At 65.1% G+C, this 16,524-nt stretch carries 16 protein-coding genes; 6 read left to right on the top strand and 10 right to left on the bottom strand.

Translation table 11 applies throughout. From position 1 onward, the window contains the following. Window positions 1-28: 28 nt before the first annotated feature. The 6 genes from G542_RS15440 to G542_RS0100330 all read right to left on the bottom strand — a co-directional run bounded on the left by G542_RS15440 (window position 29) and on the right by G542_RS0100330 (window position 6,051). Complete coding sequence (locus tag G542_RS15440) at window positions 29-1,864, bottom strand: TRAP transporter large permease (protein ID WP_027823102.1); 1,836 nt, start codon at window positions 1,862-1,864, stop codon at window positions 29-31. Then, window positions 1,861-2,466 (bottom strand): TRAP transporter small permease subunit, encoded by a 606-nt coding sequence (locus G542_RS0100350; protein WP_012698429.1) that lies wholly within the window; start codon window positions 2,464-2,466, stop codon window positions 1,861-1,863. The genes G542_RS15440 and G542_RS0100350 overlap by 4 nt, the downstream gene beginning before the upstream one ends. 144 nt (window positions 2,467-2,610) lie before the next feature. Beyond that, window positions 2,611-3,705: a TRAP transporter substrate-binding protein gene (locus G542_RS0100345; RefSeq protein ID WP_012698428.1), complete on the bottom strand. Its 1,095-nt coding sequence runs from the start codon at window positions 3,703-3,705 to the stop codon at window positions 2,611-2,613. A 301-nt stretch (window positions 3,706-4,006) separates the two neighbouring features. Continuing rightward, window positions 4,007-4,948: a homoserine kinase gene (locus tag G542_RS0100340; RefSeq protein ID WP_012698427.1), complete on the bottom strand. Its 942-nt coding sequence runs from the start codon at window positions 4,946-4,948 to the stop codon at window positions 4,007-4,009. Window positions 4,949-4,959: 11 nt separating this feature from the next. Continuing rightward, window positions 4,960-5,304, bottom strand: a complete 345-nt coding sequence (locus tag G542_RS0100335; protein WP_012698426.1) for a DUF2782 domain-containing protein — start codon at window positions 5,302-5,304, stop codon at window positions 4,960-4,962. A gap of 18 nt (window positions 5,305-5,322) precedes the next feature. Continuing rightward, window positions 5,323-6,051 (bottom strand): LOG family protein, encoded by a 729-nt coding sequence (locus tag G542_RS0100330; RefSeq protein ID WP_012698425.1) that lies wholly within the window; start codon window positions 6,049-6,051, stop codon window positions 5,323-5,325. Window positions 6,052-6,066: 15 nt separating this feature from the next. On the opposite strand from G542_RS0100330, the gene polA reads away from it, so the two are divergent. Next, the gene (polA, locus tag G542_RS0100325; RefSeq protein WP_027823101.1) at window positions 6,067-8,865 is read left to right on the top strand and encodes a DNA polymerase I; all 2,799 of its coding nucleotides are present in this window, start codon (window positions 6,067-6,069) and stop codon (window positions 8,863-8,865) included. A gap of 91 nt (window positions 8,866-8,956) precedes the next feature. Continuing rightward, window positions 8,957-10,183: an HD-GYP domain-containing protein gene (locus tag G542_RS0100320; RefSeq protein ID WP_027823100.1), complete on the top strand. Its 1,227-nt coding sequence runs from the start codon at window positions 8,957-8,959 to the stop codon at window positions 10,181-10,183. Window positions 10,184-10,211: 28 nt separating this feature from the next. On the opposite strand, the gene G542_RS15435 is transcribed toward G542_RS0100320, so the two are convergent. Then, window positions 10,212-10,940: a phosphatase PAP2 family protein gene (locus G542_RS15435; RefSeq protein WP_051189819.1), complete on the bottom strand. Its 729-nt coding sequence runs from the start codon at window positions 10,938-10,940 to the stop codon at window positions 10,212-10,214. Window positions 10,941-11,000: 60 nt separating this feature from the next. Here G542_RS15435 and G542_RS0100310 point away from each other — a divergent pair, with 60 nt between their 5' ends. After that, window positions 11,001-11,891, top strand: a complete 891-nt coding sequence (locus tag G542_RS0100310) for a DMT family transporter (protein ID WP_027823099.1) — start codon at window positions 11,001-11,003, stop codon at window positions 11,889-11,891. 10 nt (window positions 11,892-11,901) lie between these two features. After that, a complete protein-coding gene (locus G542_RS0100305; protein WP_027823098.1) occupies window positions 11,902-12,306 on the top strand; it encodes a carboxymuconolactone decarboxylase family protein in 405 nt (134 codons plus the stop codon). On the opposite strand, the gene G542_RS15430 is transcribed toward G542_RS0100305, so the two are convergent. Beyond that, on the bottom strand, window positions 12,275-13,543 hold the full coding sequence (locus G542_RS15430) for a YihY family inner membrane protein (protein ID WP_051189818.1): 1,269 nt from the start codon (window positions 13,541-13,543) through the stop codon (window positions 12,275-12,277). The genes G542_RS0100305 and G542_RS15430 overlap by 32 nt on opposite strands. 98 nt (window positions 13,544-13,641) lie before the next feature. On the opposite strand from G542_RS15430, the gene wrbA reads away from it, so the two are divergent. After that, a complete protein-coding gene (gene wrbA / locus G542_RS0100295) occupies window positions 13,642-14,247 on the top strand; it encodes an NAD(P)H:quinone oxidoreductase (RefSeq protein ID WP_027823097.1) in 606 nt (201 codons plus the stop codon). A 63-nt stretch (window positions 14,248-14,310) separates the two neighbouring features. On the opposite strand, the gene arsC is transcribed toward wrbA, so the two are convergent. After that, window positions 14,311-14,766 carry an arsenate reductase (glutaredoxin) gene (gene arsC / locus G542_RS0100290; RefSeq protein ID WP_012698417.1) on the bottom strand — a complete coding sequence of 152 codons (456 nt, stop codon included), beginning with the start codon at window positions 14,764-14,766 and terminating at the stop codon, window positions 14,311-14,313. Window positions 14,767-14,797: 31 nt separating this feature from the next. On the opposite strand from arsC, the gene G542_RS0100285 reads away from it, so the two are divergent. Then, window positions 14,798-16,000, top strand: a complete 1,203-nt coding sequence (locus tag G542_RS0100285; RefSeq protein ID WP_027823095.1) for a multidrug effflux MFS transporter — start codon at window positions 14,798-14,800, stop codon at window positions 15,998-16,000. Between the two features lie 7 nt (window positions 16,001-16,007). Here G542_RS0100285 and ybaK read toward each other — a convergent pair whose 3' ends face one another. Beyond that, window positions 16,008-16,502 carry a Cys-tRNA(Pro) deacylase gene (gene ybaK / locus G542_RS0100280; protein ID WP_027823094.1) on the bottom strand — a complete coding sequence of 165 codons (495 nt, stop codon included), beginning with the start codon at window positions 16,500-16,502 and terminating at the stop codon, window positions 16,008-16,010. Window positions 16,503-16,524 lie beyond the last annotated feature (22 nt).

Below are 16,524 nucleotides of genomic sequence, written 5' to 3'. Positions count from 1 at the left end.
GCTGGCGTAGCCAGCCAGTTGCCGGAGGCTAGGGTTTCGGCGTGTCGTCGGGTGTGCTTTCGCTGCCGTCCGGCACGGCGTCCAGAATGCTGCCGTCCGGCTCCGGCATCGACAGGTCTTCGGCAGGAAGGGCCAGTTCGTCGGTCAGGGTGGCATTGCTGGTATCCACCGGCTTGTCCAGTCCGACCTGGACGATTTCCGGGAAGGCGATCAGCACGCCCACCATGACCAGCTGGATCACCACGAAAGGAATGGCGCCGCGGTAGATCTGGCCCGAACGGACCCGTTCGATCACGCGGCCGGTTATCTTGTCGGTGTAATCCTTGACCGGTGCCACACTGCGCAGATAGAACAGCGCGAACCCGAATGGCGGGTGCATGAACGAAGTCTGCATGTTCACCGCCAGAATGACGCCGAACCACACCAGATCGATGCCGAGCTTGTCGGCAACCGGAGCCAGCAGCGGCACGATGATGAAGGCCAGTTCAAAGAAGTCGAGGAAAAAGGCCAGCCCGAACACCAGAGCATTGACCGCAATCAGGAAGCCCATCTGTCCGCCCGGCAGGCTGTGCAGCAGCTCTTCCACCCACACATGGCCGTCCACGCCGTAGAAGGTCAGGCTGAAGACCCGGGCACCGATCAGGATGAACACCACGAAGGTGGTCAGTTTGGCCGTGCTGTACATCGCCTGCTGCAACAGGTCGGTATCCAGCCGCTTGCGTGCCAGTGCCATCAGCAGGGCACCGGTCGCACCCATGGCACCGCCTTCGGTCGGCGTGGCAATGCCGATGAAAATGGTGCCCAGCACGAGGAAAATCAGTCCCAGCGGCGGAATCAGCACGAAGGTGGTTTTTTCCGCCATGTGCGACAGCAGGCCAAGACGGAACACCCGGTTGAGGACAGCCAGCACGAAGGCCACGCCGATGCCCAGCATGATCGACAGCACCACGGTTTCGTCCAGCGGCGCTTCGGCCGGGCGCGAGCCGGCAAACCACAGTGCCGGCAGCAGCGACACCAGTGTCAGCACGGCCAGCGAGCGGTTGCCGCTGTTGCCGTTGGCTTCGCGCAGGGCACGGGCTTCCGGCGGCAGGGCCGGGGCCGACAGCGGGCGCAGCCAGGTCATCACCATCACGTAGGCGATGTAGCAGGCTACCAGGATGAAACCGGGCAGGAAGGCACCCTTGTAGAGGTCGCCCACCGAGCGGCCCAGCTGGTCGGCCAGCACGATCAGCACCAGCGATGGCGGAATGATCTGGGCCAGCGTGCCGGAAGCGGCAATCACGCCAGAGGCCAGCCGCCGGTCGTAACCGTAGCGCAGCATGATGGGCAGCGAGATCAGTCCCATCGAGATCACGCTGGCGGCCACCACGCCGGTCGTGGCGGCCAGCATGGCACCGACCAGGATGACCGCGTAGGCGATGCCGCCGCGCACCGGTCCGAACAGCTGGCCGACCGTATCCAGCAGGTCCTCGGCCATGCCGCTGCGTTCTAGGATTAGGCCCATGAAGGTGAAGAACGGGATGGCCAGCAGGGTGTCATTGCTCATCACGCCCCACAGGCGCTCGGGCATGGCGCGGAACAGCGACGGCTGGAGCATGCCAAGGTCGATGCCGATCAGTCCGAAGATCACGCCGCAGGCGGCCAGTGCAAACGCGACCGGGTAGCCCAGCAGCAGGAACAGCACCATCGACACGAACATGACCGGGGCCATGTTGTGGCGCAGGGCATTCAGGACCGGATGGGTATGACCCAGCGTGTCGGCCAGCGAATAGCCGAGCAGCATGGAGGTGATCAGGGCAGCGATCACCAGGGTGAGCACACCGAAAATGGTCGGGGCCCAGCGGGAGGAGGATGCGTGGTTCATGCAGCGGCTCCCTTGGGGGTAGCGTCTTCGCGGCGCTTGAGTTCGGCGATCAGGTTTTCTTCGGCTGTCGGCTGCACGTGCTTTTCCAGCGGGTCGTCAATGCGTCCCAGCAGGAAGGCGATGCGCTTGATGATTTCCGATACGGCCTGCAACAGCAGCAGGATGAAGCCGGCCGGAATCAGCAGCTTGGCCGGCCACAGCAGCAGGCCGCCCGGGTTGGCCGAGACTTCCTGCAGCCGGAACGACTCGAGAAAGCCGGGCAGGGCCAGCCACAGCACCATGGTGACGGTCGGCAGGAGGAACACCAGCGTGCCGAAAATGTCGATCCAGGCGCGGGTTTGCGGTGAGTAGCGGCTGGCCAGCAGGTCGATTCGGATGTGTTCGTTGTGCAGCAGCACATGGGCACCACCGAGCAGGAACACGGCGGAGAACATGTACCACTGCGCTTCGAGCAGGCCGTTGGAGCTGTAGTCGAAAAACTTGCGGATCAGGGCGTTGCCGGTACTGAGCAGGGTCATGGACAGGATGAGCCACATCAGGAGGCGGCCCACCTTGTCGTTGAGCGCGTCGATCAGACGCGAAAGACACAGAGCGGAGTGCATGGGGATTCCATCAGGCGTCGGGCGCAGGAGCGTGGGTAGCATCCCTGCGCGCATCGGGGTAATTGGTCATACCTTTGTGCCAGCGGGGCGCAAGGCAAAAAACGCGACCACCGGCAAAGTGGTCGCGTGCAGTGGCCCGGTGGCTTACTTGACCTTGAGCGGATTGGCCTGCATGAAGCGTTCCAGCGGGGCTTCGGCAATGCTCATCCAGCGGGCCTCGTTGTTGCGGAACGGAGCCCACGAGGCATAGATCTTCTTGAAGAGCGGATTCTTGGCCGATTCTTCTGCGTACAGCTCTTCCGAAGCCTTGAACGCACCCTTGAGCACGTCGTCCGGATACTTTTGCAGCTTCACGCCCTGCTTGAGCAGGCGGGCCAGCGCTGCCGGGTTCTTGGCGTCGTAGTCGGCCAGCATCTTGACGTTGGTTTCGGCTGCCGCGCAGCGCAGTGCGGCCTGATAGGCCTTGGGCAGCCTGGCCCAGGCTTCCTTGCCGATATAGAACGACACCTGCGGACCCGGCTCCCAGAACCCTGGGTAGTAGTAGTACTTGGCGATCTTGTAGAAGCCGAGTTTTTCGTCGTCATACGGGCCGACCCATTCGGCGGCGTCGATGGTGCCCTTTTCCAGCGAGGGGTAGATGTCGCCACCCGACAGGGTCTGCGGCACGGCACCGAGCTTGGCCATGATTTCGCCACCGATGCCGGGAATGCGCATTTTCAGGCCCTTGAGGTCGGCCAGCGAGGTAATGGGCTTGCGGAACCAGCCGCCCATCTGGGCACCGGTATTGCCGCCCGGCAAGGCCAGTATCTTGTACTGGTCAAACAGCTCGGCCATCAGCTTTTCGCCGCCGCCGTAATACATCCAGGCATTCTGCTCGCGGGCGGTCAGACCGAACGGCAGCGAGGTGTCGAAGGCAAAGGCCTTGTTCTTGCCGACGTAGTAGTAGCTGCACGAATGGCCGATTTCGACCGTGCCGTTGCTGACGGCATCCAGCACCTGCAGGCCGGGGACGATTTCACCGCCGGCAAACACACGGATGTCGAACTTGCCGTCAGTCATCTCGCGGACGCGGTTGGCCAGGTCTTCGGCGCCACCGTAGATGGTGTCGAGGCTCTTGGGGAAGCTCGAGGCGAGCCGCCAGCGGATCTGCGGTTCGGCAGCGGCAATGGCGGGGGCGGCCAGGGTACCGGCAGCGAGGCCGGCGACCGAGGCTTTTTTCAGAAAGGCGCGACGTTCCACTCTCTATGTTCTCCTGTGTTGCATTCCATGTGACTGCATGTGCCAGTAGATTATTGTTTATGCATTAATCTGGCTGTCGCGCATTCTATGGGCAATTTCTGCCGATGCAAATGGCCTGACCATATTTTTGATGCTGCATTGCAGTGAAATGATCGGCTGGCAGCAATTTTCTGCTGCTGGCCGGGCGTGGAGCGGGGCATCTGTCTGAGGGCGTGGCGCGGCAGGCGGATTCTGTCGGGACAATGCAAAAAAAAAGCGCACAGCACCCGGAGGGGCTGTGCGCGGTGGCTGCGCCGGCGGCCTAGTCCAGCCAGAAGTCCTGGCGCTGGCGGTGATGCTCGATCACCCGCTGGAATGCCTTGGGGTCTTTGGCGAAGGTCAGTTCGCCCTCGGCAGGCCGGTAGAAATCGTACAGGCGCGATACCCAGAACCGGATGGCTGCCGCCCGCAGCATCAGCGGCCAGGCAGTCCGTTCGGCTTCGGTCAGCGGACGCACGCTCTGGTAGCCGCCGATCAGCGCCCGGGCGCGACTGGCGTCCAGGTCGCCGTCGGGCAGCATGGCCCAGTCGTTGACGGCAATGGCCAGGTCGTACAGCAGCACGTCGTTGCAGGCGTAGTAGAAGTCGATGAAGCCGGCAATCCGTTCGCCGTCAAACAGCACGTTGTCGCGGAACAGGTCGGCATGGATCACGCCGCGCGGCAGGTGCAGGTGCTGCTGGGCCGCTTGCAGGTCCAGTTCCTGGCGCAGCAGCGCGGCATCGGCTGCGTCCATGTATTCGTAGACCTGCTGTGCCGTGGCATGCCACCAGACCGGGCCGCGCGGGTTGTCCATGCGCATGGCGAACGTGTTGCCGGCCTGATGCATGGCGGCCATCTGCTGGCCGACCTGCGCGCACTGTCCGGCACCGGGCGTGCTGACGTCTTGTCCGGGCAGGCAGTGCACCAGACAGGCCGGCTTGCCTGCCAGCAGGCTGGCAAATGCGTCATTGCGGTCTGCGACCGGCGAGGCGACCGCCACGCCATGGCGCGCCAGATGGTGCATCAGGTTGAGGTAGAACGGCAGCTCGTCCAGCCGGAGCACTTCGAACACGGTCAGGACAAAGCGGCCCCGGGTGGTGGTGACGAAGTAGTTGGTGTTGGTGATGCCGGCAGCAATGCCCTTGAGCCCGACCAGTTCGCCAACGTTGTAGCGCGCCAGCCACGGGCTCAGGGCATCGGGGGTGATGGTGGTATAGACAGACATGACGGCCCGGATCAGAACGAGAACAACACCCAGCGCGGGATGACCAGTTTGCCGCCACCGTGCAGGTCGTAGGGCTGCAGCGTACCGGAACCGTCCGGGTCATAGAGGTAATAGGCCGGTCCGACCGGCGGCGTGACCTTGACGGCGTACAGTTTGCCGTGGACACGGTATTCCTCGATCCTGTTGTCGCCGTCCTTGCGGATGGTCACGTCCGGTTCCACCGTGCTGCCGTCGTCGATCAGGTTGACGGGGGGCGGAGGCAGGCCGGCAGGGTCGGCAGCAGGCGCCGGCTGGGCTGCCACGGCGGGCAGCGCGACGAGGGCGGCGAGGGACAGCGCGAGAAGGGAGGGGCGCATGGACGTTCCTGGATGACGTTAGAGATTGAGCAGACGCTCGCGTTCTTCCGGCGAAGCCGTGAACCCGCGCGTTTCGTAATGGTTGAAAATGGCACTGACCACCGCAGCCGGGTCGTCGGTCAGGCAGATCAGGTCCAGATCCTCCGGATTGATGTAGCCCCGGCCGACCAGCTGGTCGGAAAACCAGTCCAGCAGGCCCTGCCAGAACCGGCTGCCGACCAGGATGATCGGAATGCGCCGGCTCTTGCCGGTCTGCACCAGCGTCAGGGCCTCGAACAGTTCGTCCAGCGTACCAAATCCGCCGGGCATCACCACATAAGCACAGGCATGTTTGACGAACATCACCTTGCGCGAGAAAAAGTGGCTGAATTTCAGCGAAATGTCCTGATAGGGATTGTTGACCTGTTCGTGCGGCAATTCGATGTTGAGGCCGACCGAGGGCGCCGGACCGTAAAAAGCCCCTTTGTTGGCCGCTTCCATGATGCCGGGTCCGCCACCGGAAATCACCGCAAAACCGGCATCGGAAAGGCGGCGGGCAATATCTTCGGTCAGCTTATAATCGTCGTGATCGCGCGCCGTGCGCGCGCTGCCAAAAATGCTGACGGCGGGCTCGATGCCCAGCAGTTCTTCGGCGGACTCGACAAATTCCGCCATGATTTTCAACACATGCCACGACTCCCGCGCGCGAAAACGCTGCATCACCTCGTACTGGTTGCTGGCGGGCGGGATTTTGTCTGACGCGCTCATTGCCGGAATTCCTTGATGAAAACCCTGTTGCTGATCGACGGCTCTTCCTATCTGTATCGCGCATTCCACGCGATGCCTGATCTGCGTTCGCCTGACGGTGCGCCGACAGGCGCCGTCTACGGCATGATCAACATGTTGCGGCGTCTGGAGCGGGAAGTGGCAGCCGATTATAGCGCGTGCATATTCGACGCCAAAGGCAAGACCTTCCGCGACGACCTCTACCCGGCCTACAAGGCCCACCGGCCACCCATGCCCGACGACCTGCGCCAGCAGATCGCGCCGGTACATGCCGCCGTGCGCGCCCTGGGCTGGCCGCTCCTGATGGTCGACGGCGTCGAAGCCGACGACGTCATCGGCACGCTGGCGAAAAATGCCGCTGCGGCCGGCTTTCAGGTGGTGATCTCCACCGGCGACAAGGACATGGCGCAGCTCGTCACCCCGCAGGTGAAGCTCGTCAACACCATGACCGAAGAATGGCTCGACGAAGCCGGTGTGGCCGGCAAGTTCGGTGTGCCGCCGGCACGCATCATCGATTACCTGACCCTCACCGGCGACAAGGTCGACAACGTGCCCGGCGTCGACAAGTGCGGCCCCAAGACCGCCGTGAAGTGGCTGGAAAATTACGGCGACCTCGACACCCTGATGGCGCAGGCCAATGAAGTCGGCGGCAAGGTGGGCGAGAACCTGCGCACCGCGCTGGCGTGGCTGCCGCTGTCGCGCCAGCTCGTCACCATCAAGACCGACGTGGATCTCGCCACCGAACTGCCGCAGGGCTTCGACAGCCTGCTGCGCCCGGCGGTGGACCGCCCGGCCATGAGCGTACTGTGCCGCGAACTGGGGTTCCGCACCTGGCTGAAGGAATACGGTGACGGCACCGCCCTGACGGAGCCGGTCGCGCCCACCCGTCCGGAGGCCGTTGCAGACGATCTGTTCGCTGCCGCCCCGGCCGCAACTGACACGCCCACCGCTCCCGCAGCGGCTTCGCCTGCGCTGGTCACTCCCACCGCCGAAGCCCGCTACCAGACCGTGCTGACCGAGGCTGCGCTGGCCGACTGGCTGGCGCGGCTGGCCGCGGCGCCGCGCGCCGCCTTCGATACCGAAACCGACAGCCTCGACCCGATGCAGGCGCGCATTGTCGGGGTCAGTTTTGCCGTCACGCCGGGCGAGGCCGCCTACGTGCCGCTGGCGCATGTCGCCCCCGGTGTCGAAACCCAGCTCGACCGGGACCGCGTGCTGGCGCAACTCAAGCCGTGGCTGGAAAACCCGGCGGCGGCCAAAGTGCTGCAAAACGCCAATTACGACCGCCACGTGCTGGCCAACCACGGCATCCGGCTGGCGGGGGTGGCCGACGACACCATGCTGATGGATTACGTGCTGGCCAGCCACGAGCGCCACAACATGGACGCCATGGCCGAGCGCGAGCTGGGGCTAACTACCATCAAGTACGAAGACATCTGCGGCAAGGGCGCACGCCAGATCGGCTTTGCCGAAGTCGATCTCGACACCGCCACCCGCTACGCCGCCGAAGATGCCGACGTGACTCTGCGCCTGCGTGACGTGCTGGCCGGCAAGCTGGACGGCGCGCGCGACACGCTCTACCGCAGCATCGAGCTGCCGACGGCGGCGGTGCTGTTTGCCATGGAGCGCACCGGCGTGCTGATCGACCGCGCCGAACTGGCGCGGCAGAGCCAGGTGCTGGGCGAGGAAATGCTGGCGATCGAGGCCGAGGTCTACGAACTGGCCGGCCAGCCCTTCAACCTCAATTCGCCCAAACAGCTGTCCGACATCCTGTTCAACAAGCTGGCCATCGACACCAAGGGCGTGAAGAAAACCGCCAGCGGCGGCTATTCGACCGACGAATCGGTGCTGGAAAAGCTGGCCGAGGATTACCCGCTGCCCAAAGCGCTGCTGCGCTACCGCGGGCTGGCCAAGCTCAAGTCCACCTATACCGACAAGCTGCCGGCGATGATCAACCCGGACACCGGCCGGGTGCACACGCACTATTCGCAGGCCTCAGTGGTGACCGGCCGGCTGGCGTCCAGCGATCCCAACCTGCAGAACATCCCCATCCGCACCGACGAAGGGCGCCGGGTGCGCGAGGCCTTCGTGGCGCCGGCGGGCAGCTGCATCGTGTCGGCCGACTATTCGCAGATCGAGCTGCGCATCATGGCACATCTGTCCGGCGATGCCGGGCTGATCGCCGCCTTCCGCGAGGGACGCGACATCCACCGCGCCACCGCCAGCGAGGTGTTCGGCGTGCCGCTGGAGGCCGTCAGCGCCGAGCAGCGCCGCTATGCCAAGACCATCAACTTCGGCCTGATCTACGGCATGAGCGCCTTTGGTCTGGCCAAGAGCCTGGAAATCGACAACAAGGCAGCGCAGACCTTTATCGAACGCTACTTTGCCCGCTACCCCGGCGTGCAGGACTACATGCAACGCACCCGTGAAGCCGCGCGCGAGCAGGGCTGGGTCGAAACGGTATTCGGCCGCCGGCTCTACCTGCCGGAAATCCGCTCCAGCAACGCTGCCCGCCGTGCCGGCGCTGAACGCGCGGCCATCAATGCGCCGATGCAGGGTACGGCGGCTGATCTCATCAAGCTTGCCATGATCCGCGTGGCCGACTGGCTGCAACGCGAGCAGCTGGCCAGCCGGCTGATCATGCAGGTGCACGATGAACTGGTGCTGGAGGTGCCGGAGGCCGAGCGCGAGCGGGTGTGCGCGGCGCTGCCGCAGGAAATGGCCGCCGTGGCCGGACTGGCGGTGCCGCTGGTGGCCGAGGTCGGCAGCGGAGCCAACTGGGGCGCCGCGCACTGAGGCACTTGCAGTTGGCCGGATTTTGTTTTCTCATGAAAGGTCAATGGCGTATGCGTTTCGCAAGGGTGCGGAACGCAATGACGGAGGATGCATGATCAAACGGATTCGGACTCAGGACCTGCGGGTAGGCATGTTTGTCTGCGACCTCAACTGTGACTGGCTCGATCATCCGTTCCTGCGTTCCCGTTTCCTGCTGCGGCAGGACAGCCAGATTGCCAGCATCGTGGCGCACGGCATCCAGGAGGTGGACATCGACACCCGCCTCGGGCTGGACTGTCCCCATGCGCCGACCCGGCAGGAAGAAATCCGCCGTCACGAGCAGGAGCTGGTCCAGCTGGCACGCAACAGCGTGGCCGTACCCAACCGGGTGGCACTGGCCGAAGAATGGGAGACAGCCAGCCGCATCTTCCGCGAAACCCAGCACATCGTGACCGATACCCTGTCCGGCGTCCGGCAGGGACAGCCCCTGGTGCTGGATGCGCTGGACGAGGCGGTCAGCGAGGTGGCCGGCTCCATCCTGCGCAATCCGGGGGCTTTGCTGTCGCTCAGCCGCATCCGTGACAAGGACAACTACACCTACCGTCACTGCATTGGCGTCAGCGCGCTCCTGATCAATTTCTGCCAGCTGGAAAACCCGGATGCCCGCATCCTGCATACGGTCGGCATGGGCGGCATGCTGCACGACGTAGGCAAGATGCGCATTCCCGGAGAGATCCTGACCAAGCCCGGCCGCCTGAGCGATGCCGAGTACGCCATCATGCAGACGCACGTCGATGAAGGTATCGGCATCCTGGAAACCATGCCGTGCATTGATCCGATCGTGATCCGCATCGCCGGCGAACACCATGAGCGGCACGACGGCAGCGGCTATCCACAGGGTGCAGCCGGTGACCGGATTTCACGCTTTGGCCAGATGGCGGCGATTGTCGACGTCTACGATGCCCTGACCTCGGACCGCTGCTACCACCGGGGCATGGCACCGACCGAAGCACTGCGGCGCATTTACGAGTGGTCGCGCTTTTATTTCAGCCGTCCGCTGGTCGGCGTGTTCCTGCGCACCATCGGCATTTATCCGGTCGGCAGCCTCGTACGGCTTGAAAGCGGGCGGCTGGCAGTCGTGATCGAGCACGACAGCAGCAATCTGCTGACTCCCGTGGTGAAGGTGATCGCCGACCCGAAGCGCGGACGGATGACGCCCTACCGGCTGGACCTGTCACGCCCGCTGGGCAGCGGCGGTGGCGACGCCATCTGCGGGCACGAGGACGGTGCCCGGCTCGGAATCGACCCGCTGGAATGGCTGGTGGGCGACCCCGGCTGATGGCAGCCAGGTCCTTGACCGCTTTGTTTCAGATCCAGCTGCGCCAGCGGAACAGGCCGTAAACGGCCAGACACACCGCCCAGCACCACCACAGGGTCCAGAGCTGGTGGCTGAGGAAATGCGCCCCGCGCAGCATCTGCACCGTGCTGGCAAACACGCCGGTCGCCAGTACGCCGGTAGTGATCCAGAAGGTATGGCGGCTGCCGCCGGCATGGGCGGCAAAGGCGTACGACAGCATGCCGAAGCCGACCGAGGCATGGCCGCCAGGAAAGCAGCGTCCGGGAGCGATGCCGTCCGGCAGGCCGGCAAACAGCGGCAGGATGGGGGCAAAGCCGCCGTACTCGCTGATGTCCCACGGGCAATGGTGAATGCTGTTGCGCTTGAGCCAGGACACGACCAATGTTGCCAGCGCCATGCCGGCCAGTGCCAGCCAGGCCTGGCGGCGGCGGAACAGCAGCGTGCCGGGCCGCAATGCCACGACCAGCGTGACCAGCACGCCGACGTAGATCAGGTTCTTGAGCCAGGTGTGTCCCAGGCGTTCCAGCCAGATGCTGTCCTTGAGCGGAAAGCGGCCGAGTTCCGGCGCATAGGCCAGACCGGCCAGCCACTGGTCCAGCCGGTTGTCCTGCCAGAGCAGGAAGCTGCCCACCCCCAGGAGGGTGAGCCCGGTCAATTGCCAGAACCAGAAACCTGCACCATCGCGCGGGCGGCTGAATGACGAACTCTGGCCGTGAAAAATGAATGACTTGCGTAGCATTTTATATGTTTGGAATAAACTTCATGGTCAAGCGTATGACAGTTTGGCATGATCACCTGCATGAAGTCTCGTCCCTTTATCGTTGCCTGCCTGCTGCTCACCCTGACCTCGCTGTTCTGGTCGGGAAATTTCGTATTGGCGCGTGCCATGCATGCCGCCCTGCCGCCCATGGCGCTGTCGTTTGGCCGCTGGCTGATCGCCTTTGTCCTGCTGGCGCCGTTTGCCCTGCCGCGGGCCTGGCGTGACCGCCGGCTGCTGTGGGAGCAGCGGGGACGCCTGCTGTTGCTGGCGGCCCTGGGCGTTGCCGGGTTCAACTCGCTGGTGTACACCGGCGTGCAGTTCACCACCGCCACCAATGCCGTCCTGCTCAATTCGTTCATTCCGATCCTGACCGTGGCCTTTGGCGCGCTGTTCTTCCGCCAGGGACTGCACGGCCGGCAGATAGCCGGGCTGATGCTGTCGTTTGCCGGCGTGCTCCTGATCATCTCCCGGGGCGAGTGGGAGCGGCTGGCCGGGCTTGACCTCAACCGCGGCGACCTGATCGTGTTTGTCGCCATGGTGTTCTGGGCGGTTTACACACTGGCCATCAAGGAAGTGGACAGCCGCATTGACCGGCTGGGGCTGCTGGGCGTACTGGTCGGGCTGGGGGTGCTGATCATTGCGCCGCTGTATGCCTGGGAGCACGCCGGTGGCCGGACGTTCGAGCTGAATGCGGCGACGCTGGCGACATTTGCCTACGTCGGCACCCTGCCGTCCGTGGCAGCGTATTTTTTCTTCAACCTCGGGGTGGGCGCCATCGGCCCGGCGCGGGCCGCCATGTTCATCCACCTGATGCCGGCCTTTGGCGCACTGCTGTCAGTCGCGTTCCTCGGCGAGGCGTTTTACCTCTATCATGCGCTGGGCATTGCCGGCATCCTCGCCGGCGTCGGCCTGTCCACCCGCGGACGCTAGGAATCCACACATGGACATGAAACTCGACCCTGCCGGGCTGGCCCGGCGCACTGAAGTCATGGGTACCGGATTCGTCGACCAGGCCTTGCAGGACGTGGACGCATTCAACCTGCCATTGCAGCAATGGGTGACCGCCCACGCCTGGGGCAGCACCTGGCAGCGCGACGGCATCGACCTGCGGACCCGCAGCCTCGTGACGATTGCCATGCTGGCCGCACTGGGGCGCAGCCACGAACTGCGCGGCCATGTCCGCGGAGCCGTCAACAACGGGGCCGGCTGGGTCGAGATCCGCGAAGTGCTGCTGCACGCCGGTGTGTATGCCGGAGCACCGGCTGCCGTGGAGGGTTTCCGGGTAGCCCGGGCCGTCCTCCTGGAAATGGGCATCAGCCTGGCCGAGGAACCGCCGGCAGCGTGACGGCCGGGCCTGCCGGCGGATAACGGCGCAGGAATTCCGCCAGGCTGATGTCCAGCCCCGCTTCCAGCGGCCGCACGAGTTCGGTCAGCGAGTGGCTGATGGCATCGTCGGCAGGACTGGCGTTGAGGTCCAGTACGAAGTGGTGCCAGAGCCGCAGCAGGGATACCGACTCCGGGCGGTACAGCAGGGCCCACAGCCCTTCGGCGCTGCGCTGCACCAGTCCCAGCCGCGCCAGTTCATCGAGGATGCGGCCGATCTCGTCGTAGCCGGTGTCGATATGGTGGCGCAGGTCGGCCTGACCCAGTGCCCGCCCGTGCACCTGTGCCTGGCTCAGGCGGACCAGGGTGTCGAGGGCATCGCAGAAACGGCGCTGCGAATCGCCTTCACGGCGCCAGACATCACCTTTCCAGTAGCTGAGCGACGCTGTCAGTTCCGCCCCGATCAGTACGGTCAGCCACATCAGTTGCAGCCAGATCAGCAGGAACGGGAAGGTGGCAAAGGCACCGTAGATGAACTGGTAGGTGCGGGAAATCTCGACGTACAGGCCGAAGCCGGCCTGCGCCACACCCAGCGTCAGGGCCGTCAGGGCGCCGCCGATGAGGGCGTGCCAGCGCGGCACGTAGCAATTGGGCACCAGCCCGTACAGCACGGTCAGCATCACCGTGGCGAGGGTCAGGCTGCCGAGGTGCTGGATGATGCCGGCCAGTCCCGGCGCCGTGCGCGCCAGTCCGCTCCAGTTGAGGATCCACGCCGAACCGGAAATGCCGACACCCAGCAGCAGCGGCCCCAGTGTCAGCACCGTCCAGTACACCAGCATGTTGTGCAGCAGCTTGCGCGGGCGCTGGACCTGCCAGATGGCGTTGAAGGTCCGGTCGATGGTCAGCATCAGCGACAGCGAGGTAAAGGCCAGCAGGGCGAGGCCGACTGCCGTCAGCCGGCCGGCATTGTCGGTGAACTGCTTGAGGTAGACCGAAATGATGCGCCCGGCAAAGTCCGGTACCAGGTTGCGCAGCAGGAATTCCTTGAACTGGCTCGACAGCTCTTCGAATACCGGAAACGCCGCCACCACGATCAGGGTGATGGTGATCAAGGGCACCAGCGACAGCAGGGTAGTGAAGGTCAGGCTGGCCGCCACCTGAAGGCAGCGGTTCTGCATGGCCCGGCGCCAGACGAACAGGCTGAATCCCGTCAGGCGTTGCAGGACCGGAGGCAGGGGAAGGCGGGAAAGCCGGAGCATGTCATTGCCCGCTTGCGAAATGGGTCATGAGGCGATTATGGTCGCGCCCTGACCGAGACACTAGCCCGGCCTCCGGGGCGGGCACATGAAAGGCCGACATGACCGAAATCCTGGTGTTGTTCTACAGCCGGCACGGCGCGACCCGTGACCTGGCGCGACTGATTGCCCGCGGCATCGAAAGCGTCGACGGCTGCCATGCGCGGCTGCGCACCGTGCCGCCGGTTTCCACCGTCTGCGAAGCCACGGCCCCCGGGGTGCCCGGCAGCGGCGCACCCTACGTGGAACTGCAGGACCTGCGCGACTGCCACGGGCTGGCGGTGGGCAGTCCCACCCGCTTTGGCAACATGGCCAGCGCCATGAAGTATTTCTGGGACGGTACCTCGCCCGAATGGCTTGCCGGCAGCCTGGCCGGCAAGCCCGCCTGCGTGTTTACCAGCACCGGCAGCCTGCACGGCGGACAGGAATCCACCCTGCTGTCGATGATGCTGCCGCTGCTGCATCACGGCGTGCTGCTGATGGGGCTGCCGTATACCGAGCCGGCACTGTCGGCCACCCGTTCCGGCGGCACGCCTTACGGCGTCAGCCACTGGGCCGGCAACGATGGCCGGCAGGCCATCAGTGACGAGGAAAAACAGCTGGCGATTGCCCAAGGCAGGCGGCTGGCGCGGCTGGCGCGCCAGCTGGGACAGGCATCCGGCGCTTAGGCGGCGCAGCTCTGGCGGGGTACGTCCGGCGTGCCGGACCGGCTATCCTGCCTGTCCGGAGCGTCAGGCCGGTTCGGGGCGTGCGGCCAGTCCGACCAGCTCCAGAGCCAGGGATGGCGGGCGGGCGATCACGGCCCGGTCTCCCGCCACCACGATCGGGCGCTGCAAGAGGCGCGGGTGTTCGACGATGGCACCCAGCAGGTGGGCCTCGCTCAGCGTCACGTCATCAAGGAACAGCTCGCGGTATTCCGGCTCGTCACGGCGCATGATGTCGCGGGCCTCGCATCCCAGCCGGCGCAGGACCTGCACGAGACCGGCTTCGGTCAGCGGGGTTTTCTGGTAGTCGACAACGACCGGCGTGACGCCGGCCTCCTCCAGCAGGCGCAGGGCTTCGCGCGATTTGGAGCAGCGGGGATTGTGATACACCGTTACGGCTGTCATGGGTAAACCGGGTAGAATCATCAGCGATTCATTCTGGCCGATGCCAGGCAGAGGCGCAACGCCAGATTCTGCTGGCATGGACGGCCTCCTCGCTGGCGGCAGACTTCCGATGACCCGAACCGTAGTGCCCGGCCTGGCCCTGATGCTGGCAGCGTTGTCGACGCTGGGACCGTTTTCCATCGACACTTTCCTGCCGGCCATGGGCGCCATCGGCACGGCCCTGGAGGCCAGTCCGCTGGAAATGCAGCAGGCATTGTCGGTTTACCTTTTTTTCTACGGCGGCATGATGCTGTGGCACGGATCGATCTCCGATGCCATGGGCCGGCGGCCGGTGCTGATGGTGGCGACCGGGCTGTTTGCCTGTGCCTCGATCGGCTGCATGCTGGCGCAGTCGCTGGGGCAGTTGCTGCTGTTCCGGGCCTTGCAGGGCGTGTGCGGCGGTGCCGGACTGATTGTCGGCCGTGCCATCATCCGCGACACCTTTGACGGCCACGATGCCCAGCGGCTGATGTCGCAGGTCACCATGCTGTTTTCGCTGTCGCCGGCGCTGGCACCGGTCATTGGTGGCTGGCTGTACGGTGCGTTCGGCTGGCGGTCGATCTTTGCCTTCATGGCGCTGGTAGGGCTGGTGCTGTTCGTGCTGTGCTGGCGCTGGCTGCCGGAAACCCATGCCCGCGAGCGCCGCAGTTCGCTGGCGCCGCGCATGCTGCTGCGCAATTACTGGCAGGTGGTCCGACAGCCGGAATTCCGCTGGCTGGCGGCAGCGGTGACGTTCAACTTTGCCGGTTTTTTCCTGTACATCCCGGCCGCCCCGGTGTTCCTGATGCGCCATCTCGGGCTGGGGCACAACGATTTCCTGTGGCTGTTCGGGCCGGCGGTCGGCGGCATCATGCTCGGAGCGTGGCTGTCGGGCACGCTGGCGGGCCGCCGTTCGGCCCGCGAACTGGTGCGCATGGCCTACGTGATGATGGCGCTGGCAGCGGCGGCCAACCTGCTGGTCTGCCTGTGGCTGCCGCCGGCCGTACCGTGGAGCGTATTGCCGCTCGGGCTCTACACCACCGGCATGTCGCTGGCGGCGCCGTCGATCACGCTGTTCATCCTCGACCTGTTTCCCGAACTGCGCGGTACGGTGTCGTCACTGCAAGGCTTTGTGCAGACGCTGTTTGCCAGTGTGGTGGCCGGGGTGATTGCCCCGCTGCTGTGGGATGCGCCCCTGCACATGGCGCTGGGCATGGCGGGTTTCCTGGCGCTGGGCTATGGCTTCATCGTGCGCCTGCGCTACAGCCTGCGCCCGCGCCGGCCGGCTGCCTAGTGCCGGTTCAGTCCGGGTTGTGCGGGACGGCAATGTCCACCAGCCGGGGCGACAGCACGCGGATGAGGTCAGCCGGCGCCAGTCCGACCAGATAGCCCTTCTTGCCGCCGTTGACGTAGATGCGCGGCAGGCCGGCAATGCTGGCTTCCATGTACACCGGCATGGCGTGACGGGTGCCGAACGGGCTGGTGCCACCGACCTGGTAGCCCGAATGCCGGTCGGCCACGGCCGGCGGGCAGGGCTCGATGTGGCGGACGCCGATCTGGCGGGCGAGGTTGCGGGTGGAGACTTCGCAGTCGCCGTGCATGAGCACGACCAGCGGTTGCCGGTTGTCGTCCTGCATGACCAGCGTCTTGATCACCGCGTGTTCATCCACGCCCAGCTCGCGGGCAGATACCCGCGTACCGCCTTTTTCTTCGTAGGCATACAGGTGGTCGGTCCACTGCACGTCATGCTGGCGCAGGACGCGGATGGCCTGGGTGACGGGAGGTTTGGCAGCCATGGCAACAACGGGTACGGAGAGC

The sequence above is a fragment of the Laribacter hongkongensis DSM 14985 genome, from assembly GCF_000423285.1.
Lineage (GTDB): Bacteria > Pseudomonadota > Gammaproteobacteria > Burkholderiales > Aquaspirillaceae > Laribacter > Laribacter hongkongensis.
This window is presented reverse-complemented; position numbering and strand designations above follow the sequence as displayed.